The following is a 6937-nucleotide window of genomic DNA, read 5'->3' as shown; positions in this document are numbered from 1 at the left end:
GGGTTCCGCAGCCTCAACTTTGGCATGTCTGTGCGCAACTTCTCCCAGGAAGTTCGCTACGAGACAGAGGGTTTCCAGCTGCCCCTCACCTTCCGCATCGGCCTGGCGATGGACCTCTTGGATGTGTTACCTGCCCTCCGTCTTGGTCAGGACGCATTGCTGCTTTCGGTTGATGCCACGCACCCGCGCGATTACCCGGAGCAGGTCGGTTTCGGTGCCGAGTACCTGCTCATGAACACGCTGGCGCTGCGTCTCGGCTACTCTTTCCCCAATGACGAGCACGGTTTCACCGCCGGCTTTGGTGTGCAGCAGGCCCTTTCCCGGTTCCGCTTTGGCCTGGACTATGCGTATACGCCCTTCGGGCTATTCAACGAGGTGCACCGTTTCTCCGTTCGCCTGTCCATGTGAGCTGCAAGTGGAGACGCTCCGCAAGGCTCCCGGTCGCCCGGCCGGGAGCCTTTGCTTTTCGTGGCCATTTCGCGTGGGTGGGCGCAAGTGGAACTCTGGGGAGCCAACCTTCGTCTTGAAGGTGCGGCTGGTGCCCTGGGAGATGGACGTCCCCTGGGGGTTTGGCAGTTCATCGCTTCCTTGTGCCCAAAGAGACCATTCTCGTGCTGCCGATGGCTGTTTCGCACCGGAACGCTGCTCAGCGGGTTGCGTCCCTTTCTCGGTTGGGGCGGCCCGCGTCAGGAGCACGTATCACTCCGGCGGTTGCGCCTCAGGGAAGCGAGTTTGGCGGCAGCAGGTTAATGCCCGACCCCGGTGAGAATTACCGTTCTGCCCAAGAAGGTGCCCGCCACGGCCGCGGTCATCAGGCAGGCCAAGGTGGCGGCGACCAGGGCGCGGAGACCCAGCGACGAGAGTTCCGCAGTGCGACGCGGCGCTAAAGCCGCGATGCCTCCGACAAAAATGGCCAATGAGGCCACGTGGGCAAAGCCGCAAAGAGCATAGGCAGCTACCACCGCAGAACGCGGTTCATGCAAGGCACCCGCGGCCAACATGCCGGCCAGGTCTTGATAGGACTGGACCTCGGTGGCCACGGTCCGCTCGCCGATGAGACGAGCCACCGCCCAGGCGTCCCGCGGCGGCACGCCCACCACCAAGGTGAAAGGGTAGGAGACCAAGCTCAGGAGACTCCGCAAGGACAGGTCAACCTTCGTGCCGAAGAGCTGGCTGGCCCACTGCCCCAACTGACCGAGCACTAAGTCGACAAGGGCGATAAGGCCCAGAAATGCCAGCAGGAGCGCGGCAATCCCCACCACCAGACGTACGCCGCTGTTAGCCCCGTTGATGATGGCTTCGATGATGTTGTGCTCACGCTCATAGTGCGGCCGCACGGACACACCCAAGGTTGCCGGGTGCTCGGTCTCCGGGACCATCAACTTTGCCATCACCACAGCGGCAGGGGCGGAGATGATCGAGGCCGAGACCAGGTGCCCAGCGATTGTCGGGAAGTGGCGCTGCAGTACGAACACGTAGAGCGCCATCACGCTGGAGGCAATGGTGGCCATGCCCGCGGTGAGGATGGTGCAAAGCTCTGAGCGAGTCATGCCGTCCAAGTAGGGGCGGACGGTGAGCGCTGACTCGATGCCCACGAAGATGTTGCTGGCGGCGCACAATGACTCGGCACCGCTGATGCGCATTAACCTGGTGAACAGCGAGGCAAAGCCGCGGATTAGCCAGGGCATGACGCCCAAGTAGTAGAGAGCGCCAACCAGGGCGGCGAAAAAGACGATGGTGGGGAGCGCTTGAAAAGCAAGGAAAAAACCCAACGACGTCTCGCCGGCCGCGTCCGTTGTTCCGGGAGGTAGGGCCAAACGGCCGAACAGAAACCTCGTGCCCGCAGAGGCGCTGTCAAGGACCTTTACGACCACGTCGTTGATGAGCAGAAAGAGTTTCGCCCCCACCGGGACCCGAAAGATGAAGAGCGCAAAAAGGAGCTGCAGCCCGGTTCCCCAGAGGACCACTCGCCAGTTGATGCGGCGACGCTGCGTGGACAGAAGCCAGGCCACGCCCATCAGCACGAATATGCCGCAGAAGCTGACCAAATTGTACGGCGACATGCTCATCACTCCTTGATGCACACGGTTTTCAAGAAATCACCTGGGCGGCGGCGCGAATGCGGCTACAAAGGCGCTCAGCACGGCGGCGAGCACCAGGCGCGGCGACAGCACCGGTACGCGCAGGGCCCTGGCCAAGTGCTGCTGCGTAGCGCGCCCATAGCCCATGCAATTCAGGACCACAAGGTCCAAATCGTTGCGGCGGAGTTGTTCCACCAGGCGAGCGAGCTGTGCAGGGGAGGGGTCGTACGGGGGAAGTGTGGCGACCACAACCTGCCTCTCGGGCACCAGCCACTCCTGGGAGGCTCCCGCTGCCTGCGACTCCTCCGGCACGACCACCGCAAGCACGCCCTGTGCGACCAGCGCGTTTGCTGCGGCACGGAGCAACTGAGCGGGACGAAAAAGCCGATGCTCCGACCTCAGGAAGTCAAAATCGGCCGTGCAGAGCAACACACTCGCAGCAACGTCGGCCTGCTCCACACGCTGCACGCAATCCCTGAGCAGGGGCGCGATGCGCGCGGCGCTCACCTTTACCACCGAACCGTCGCGCAGGCGGGTCACCAAGGCGGGCTCCGTCGGGCGCGGAGCGAGCGCCGCGATCTGCTGCGGCGCAAGCGCATCCAGCGCCCCTGCCTCGACGAACTCCACCGCCCGCAGTTCCGGGGCAAGGAGCTCGCCTAAGATGTCCGGCCGCGGCGATTGCCCGATGGTTATCGCACCGATGCGCATGGTTTCAAATTGGCCATGCTTTCATTGCGGCCATTGGCAGAGGGCGCGCGGCAAGGGCCGCAACTTCTTGCCGATGGCCTTTTCAGCTTGCTCGTACAGACCGGCATCTCTCATGCCAGAACCGAGGATGAGTCTGTCCCACGGGATGGTGACAAGAGCCACCCTTTGCCCCGTCGCGATGGCCGCGGTGGTCAGCGGACGTCCCTCGTCGCTCTCAAGCGTGGCAATGAGGTCAGGGAACGTGGCCAGCCGCTCCCCTGCGCACTCTATGGTCATGTACTCGTTCCAGAAGGAAAGTTCGTATTGGTCCTGGCCCACCATGACCAGGACGCTCCCCACATCGAACCCCCCGGCGGTGCGTCTCTCCACCTGGGTTACCTCTCCGGGGCCGATGGTCCTTGCACCTATCTCTGTCGAAAGTGCCTGCAGCTTGGCGCTGATTCCTGAGGCATTGCGGAGGATGGCGCCGAGCCGCATGGCTTGGGAGATGGCACCCACTGCTGCATGCTGACGGACATAGGAGACAGGCACCGGATTGCGCGCCACGGCCACCATCCCTCCGGCCGCGATCGCCGCTTGTCGCACACGGGCCGTTACCTCCTCGAGCGACCCGCAGCAGAATTCCTCAACCAAGTGGCCTCGCTGCGCATCCCCACCCACGGCGGCCGCGCCCGCGCGGTATTCTGCCAGGCGATGCAGGCCCATGGACCCCATGAGCCCGAGAGGATGAGCCCGCCCGTTGCAAGGGGCGTCCAGCACCGGGATGCTCAACACGGCGGACTGATACCACCCATTCACCGTGGCAAAGCCACCGTTTTCCGAGGTGATGAGCGCGTCTATTGCGAGCCGGCTCCCGTCTCGTAAGATTTCCACTGCGCGCACAAAGTGCTCGGGGGTGACACACCGCTCCGGCGCGGCAGGCGCGCCCACCAATGAGACGGTGACCACGGTTGCCTCTGGCGGCAGCTCCTCGATGTCCCGCAAGAGTACTAACCCTCGGGCCAGCGCTGCCCGTCCAAGAGCCAGTCCCTCCTCAAGGGAACCGCCGCCACCGCCGCCTAAGAGCCCTCCGCCAAGGACTGCAGACTCGACGATCTCTTCGGTCACTTGGAGCAAAGTTCTTCTGTCCCCGCACGAGCTAAATTTCCACCTAATTCTCGCTCAGCTCCAGGCCAAGTTCCGGCTCTGGAGTTTCCTGGGGAGCGTGGGCAAGGGCGCGCCGCGCCGGCAGGTAGAGGTTCCATAACAACCCGAAGAAAGCGACCTTCTGCAGCAGTGTTTGCGCTGGACGATTGGCAAAGAACATGGCTGCGTAGATGTACAAGAAAAGGTGGTTTGCCACCACTGTGGGATAAAACCACAAGGGACGGGCGTAGCGGCGCGTCTCAAAGAGAAGCACAAAGCCCAGGAGCCAAAACGACGTGGTCATCAGGCCGGCGCCAATGCGGTGCACAGGGTCGTGTGTAGCACATGGTGCCATTGCCACGACAAGTCCGACGGCCGCCAACAGGAAGAGGAAAGCCACAATCCGCAGGATGGGCGTGCGCGCGCCGCGCCAGCTCAACCTGGCTAACCGCAGGCAGACGAACGAGGAAAAGAGGAGGTTGGCATCGAATATCAACATGCCGCGCTGATTGGGGAGACCGCCAATGGTGGAAGGGTTGCCCAACCAGCTGAGAGGGTAGGTAACGACATCAAAGTGTTCGCCATAGAGGAGCGCCGAGGCTGGAATAGCGATGAGGTTGCTCCAGAATAGGAGCCTTATCCAGCGGAAGACCTCCCTGGGCAACGCCTGCTCCTGTTCAGAACTGAGCGCTGTTTCTCGATGCTGTTTCCATCGGTGCATGTTTATCCTCAGGTTTCTATACCGGGCTCTTCTGCTCGGCAGCGCTGCGGGTCTACGGTTCGCAGGGAATCACCAACTGTCCGCGGCAATCCGCCTCCGGAAAGTGCAGCGCGTCGTGTGATCCTGTGTCCTCCTCGCGAAGCCCGAAAAGACGACAGCTCAGGTAAGCGCCATGGACCCTACTGCTGCCTCGCCGAGAGCGAGAACGGGGGTTCCCACTGCTCGCCCTCCTCGATGTACGCCTTGGAGCTCATACTCAACTGCAGCTCACCTCCCTGAAGAATGGACTCGTGCAACAAGTAGGTCTTCTTGTATGGCTGTCCGTTCAGCCTCGCTCGGCTTACATAGACGTTCTGGCGACCGTTGTTGGGCGCCGAGACGGTAAAGGTCCTGCCGTTGGGCAGATGGATCGCGGCCCGCTTGAAAAGTGGGCTGCCTAGCACGTAGGACGGATGTCCAGGGCACAGCGGGTAGAACCCCAGCGCGCTGAAGATGTACCAGGCGGACATTTCGCCGTTGTCCTCGTCGCCGCAAAAACCTTCAGGCCCCGGACCGTAGAGTTCGTGCAACACGCGACGCACCCAATACTGGGTCTTCCAGGGTGCACCAGCGGCGGCGAAGAGGTAGAGCACGTGGTGGCTGGGTTGGTTGGAGTGGGCGTATTGGCCAAAATCGACCGCGGCCATCTCGGTCATCTCGTGAATCTCGCTGTTGTAGGAGCCCACCTCAAAATAGGGCGGGGTGGCCAGCAGGGTGTCAAGCTTGGCCAGGAATTGCTCTCTGCCTCCCATGAGTTCGATCAGGCCAGCCGGGTCGTGTTGCACCGCCCACCCACATTGCCACACGCCCCCTTCCACGTAGGGACCCCCCCAGGCGAACTGGTCGAAGGGCGTGACCCAGGAGCCATCTGCATTTCTTCCCCGCATAAAGCCCACGGCCGGGTCAAACACCCTCTTGTAATTGAACGCCCTGGCGATGAGCGCCTCATAGTCCTCGCTGCGACCAAGCCCTTTTGCCACCTGGGCAATGCAAAAGTCGTTGTAGGCAAAGTCCAACGTGCGCGAAACGCTCTCCTCGACGAGGTCGGCAGGGACGTAACCCAGGCGCAGGTAGTGTTCCAGTCCCTTTCGCCCGACCGCACCGTCCGCAGATCCGGGTTGCCAGGCGTGTTTGCGCATCCCCGCGTAGGCCGTTTCAACGTCAAAGGAGCGGATCCCTTTTACGTAGGCGTCGGCGATAATGGCGTCGATGTGCGTGCCGATCATGCACGAGCGGTAGCCCGGGCTGGCCCATTTAGGGAACCAGCCGCCCTCTTTGTACGCGTTCGTCCATCCTTGGATGATTTCTGCCAGTCGCTCGGGGAAGAGAATGCTGAGCAGGGGGTATTGGGTGCGATAGACGTCCCATGCCCCTTGATCGGTGTAGAGCACTCCAGGATGGAGCCCGCCGTCATAGGGACTGCGATGCACGACTTCGCCGGAGGGCCGGATTTCATGCCAGGCATGGGGAAAGAGGACAGTGCGATAGAGCGCCGAGTAAAAAGTACGCGCCTGGTCTTCCGTGGCTCCTTCTATGTCGATGAGGCCCAGAATCTTGCTCCACACCTCGTGCCCTTCGGCCATAACTTCGTCAAATGAGCGCGTGCCAACTTCTTGGGCAAGATTGTGCTCTGCCTGGTCCCAGTCGACGAAGGAGGTGCCCACGCGGATGTGCACCACACCATCCGCCGGCGGCTCGAGGCCGACGAACGCCCCAAGCCCGTCGCCGCTCGCAGTTTTCGCTCCATAGGACGTTTCCGGGCCGCGGAAGAAACCGGACTCTTCCGGCAGGAGCGCACAGTCGAAAGAGATCACGAAGTAGGCGGCAAAGTCTTCAGGTACGCCGCCGCTGTTTGCAGTTGTGTACCCCCGCAACCGACGCCCGTGAAAGTCGAAGGCGAGATGCGTTTGCCCGGCAAATGGGTGGACGATGAGCCGACACGGCTGCCCTGGGGGAAAGGTCAGGCGCAGAATGGCGCAGCGCTCCGTGGGCGTAAGCTCCACCGTTACGCGGTAGCGCCCCAAGTAAGTCTTGAAGTAGTGCGGAAGGTATAAGGTGTGGTCAGGGCGGAAAACCGAAGTTCTCTGCCGCACATCCGGGAGCAGGCGGCCGGTTTGCGGCATCAGGACAAATTGGCCGTAGTCGCCGATCCAGGGGCTCGGCTGTCTGGTGGCGCGAATGCCCTGCAACTGCCGCCCTGCCGGATGGAAGAACCACCGCCCTTCTGAGGTTTGCGGGCTCCAGGAGGTCATGGCGAAAGGAC

Annotated in this window: 6 protein-coding genes; 1 reads left to right on the top strand and 5 read right to left on the bottom strand. The window is 62.3% G+C overall.

Features of this window, described 5'->3' with window-relative positions:
* Window positions 1-408 (top strand): DUF3308 domain-containing protein (locus H5U38_08635; GenBank protein ID MBC7187085.1); only part of this gene is annotated, 408 nt, incomplete at its 5' end.
* A gap of 338 nt (window positions 409-746) precedes the next feature.
* Here the strand turns inward: H5U38_08635 and H5U38_08630 are convergent.
* From H5U38_08630 to H5U38_08610, 5 genes are all read right to left on the bottom strand, one after another.
* Window positions 747-2063 carry a nucleoside transporter gene (locus H5U38_08630; protein ID MBC7187084.1) on the bottom strand — a complete coding sequence of 439 codons (1317 nt, stop codon included), beginning with the start codon at window positions 2061-2063 and terminating at the stop codon, window positions 747-749.
* Between the two features lie 36 nt (window positions 2064-2099).
* The gene (locus H5U38_08625) at window positions 2100-2789 is read right to left on the bottom strand and encodes an AroM family protein (GenBank protein MBC7187083.1); all 690 of its coding nucleotides are present in this window, start codon (window positions 2787-2789) and stop codon (window positions 2100-2102) included.
* Window positions 2790-2810: 21 nt separating this feature from the next.
* Window positions 2811-3905 (bottom strand): DUF917 family protein, encoded by a 1095-nt coding sequence (locus H5U38_08620; protein MBC7187082.1) that lies wholly within the window; start codon window positions 3903-3905, stop codon window positions 2811-2813.
* A 34-nt stretch (window positions 3906-3939) separates the two neighbouring features.
* Window positions 3940-4635 (bottom strand): hypothetical protein, encoded by a 696-nt coding sequence (locus H5U38_08615; protein MBC7187081.1) that lies wholly within the window; start codon window positions 4633-4635, stop codon window positions 3940-3942.
* A gap of 179 nt (window positions 4636-4814) precedes the next feature.
* A partial coding sequence (locus tag H5U38_08610; protein MBC7187080.1) for a glycoside hydrolase family 92 protein occupies window positions 4815-6937 on the bottom strand: 2123 nt, incomplete at its 5' end.

This window comes from Calditrichota bacterium (genome assembly GCA_014359355.1).
Taxonomy (GTDB): domain Bacteria; phylum Zhuqueibacterota; class Zhuqueibacteria; order JANLFK01; family Oleimicrobiaceae; genus Oleimicrobium.
The sequence above is the reverse complement of the archived record's forward strand: the minus strand, read 5'-3'. Positions and strand labels throughout refer to the sequence as shown.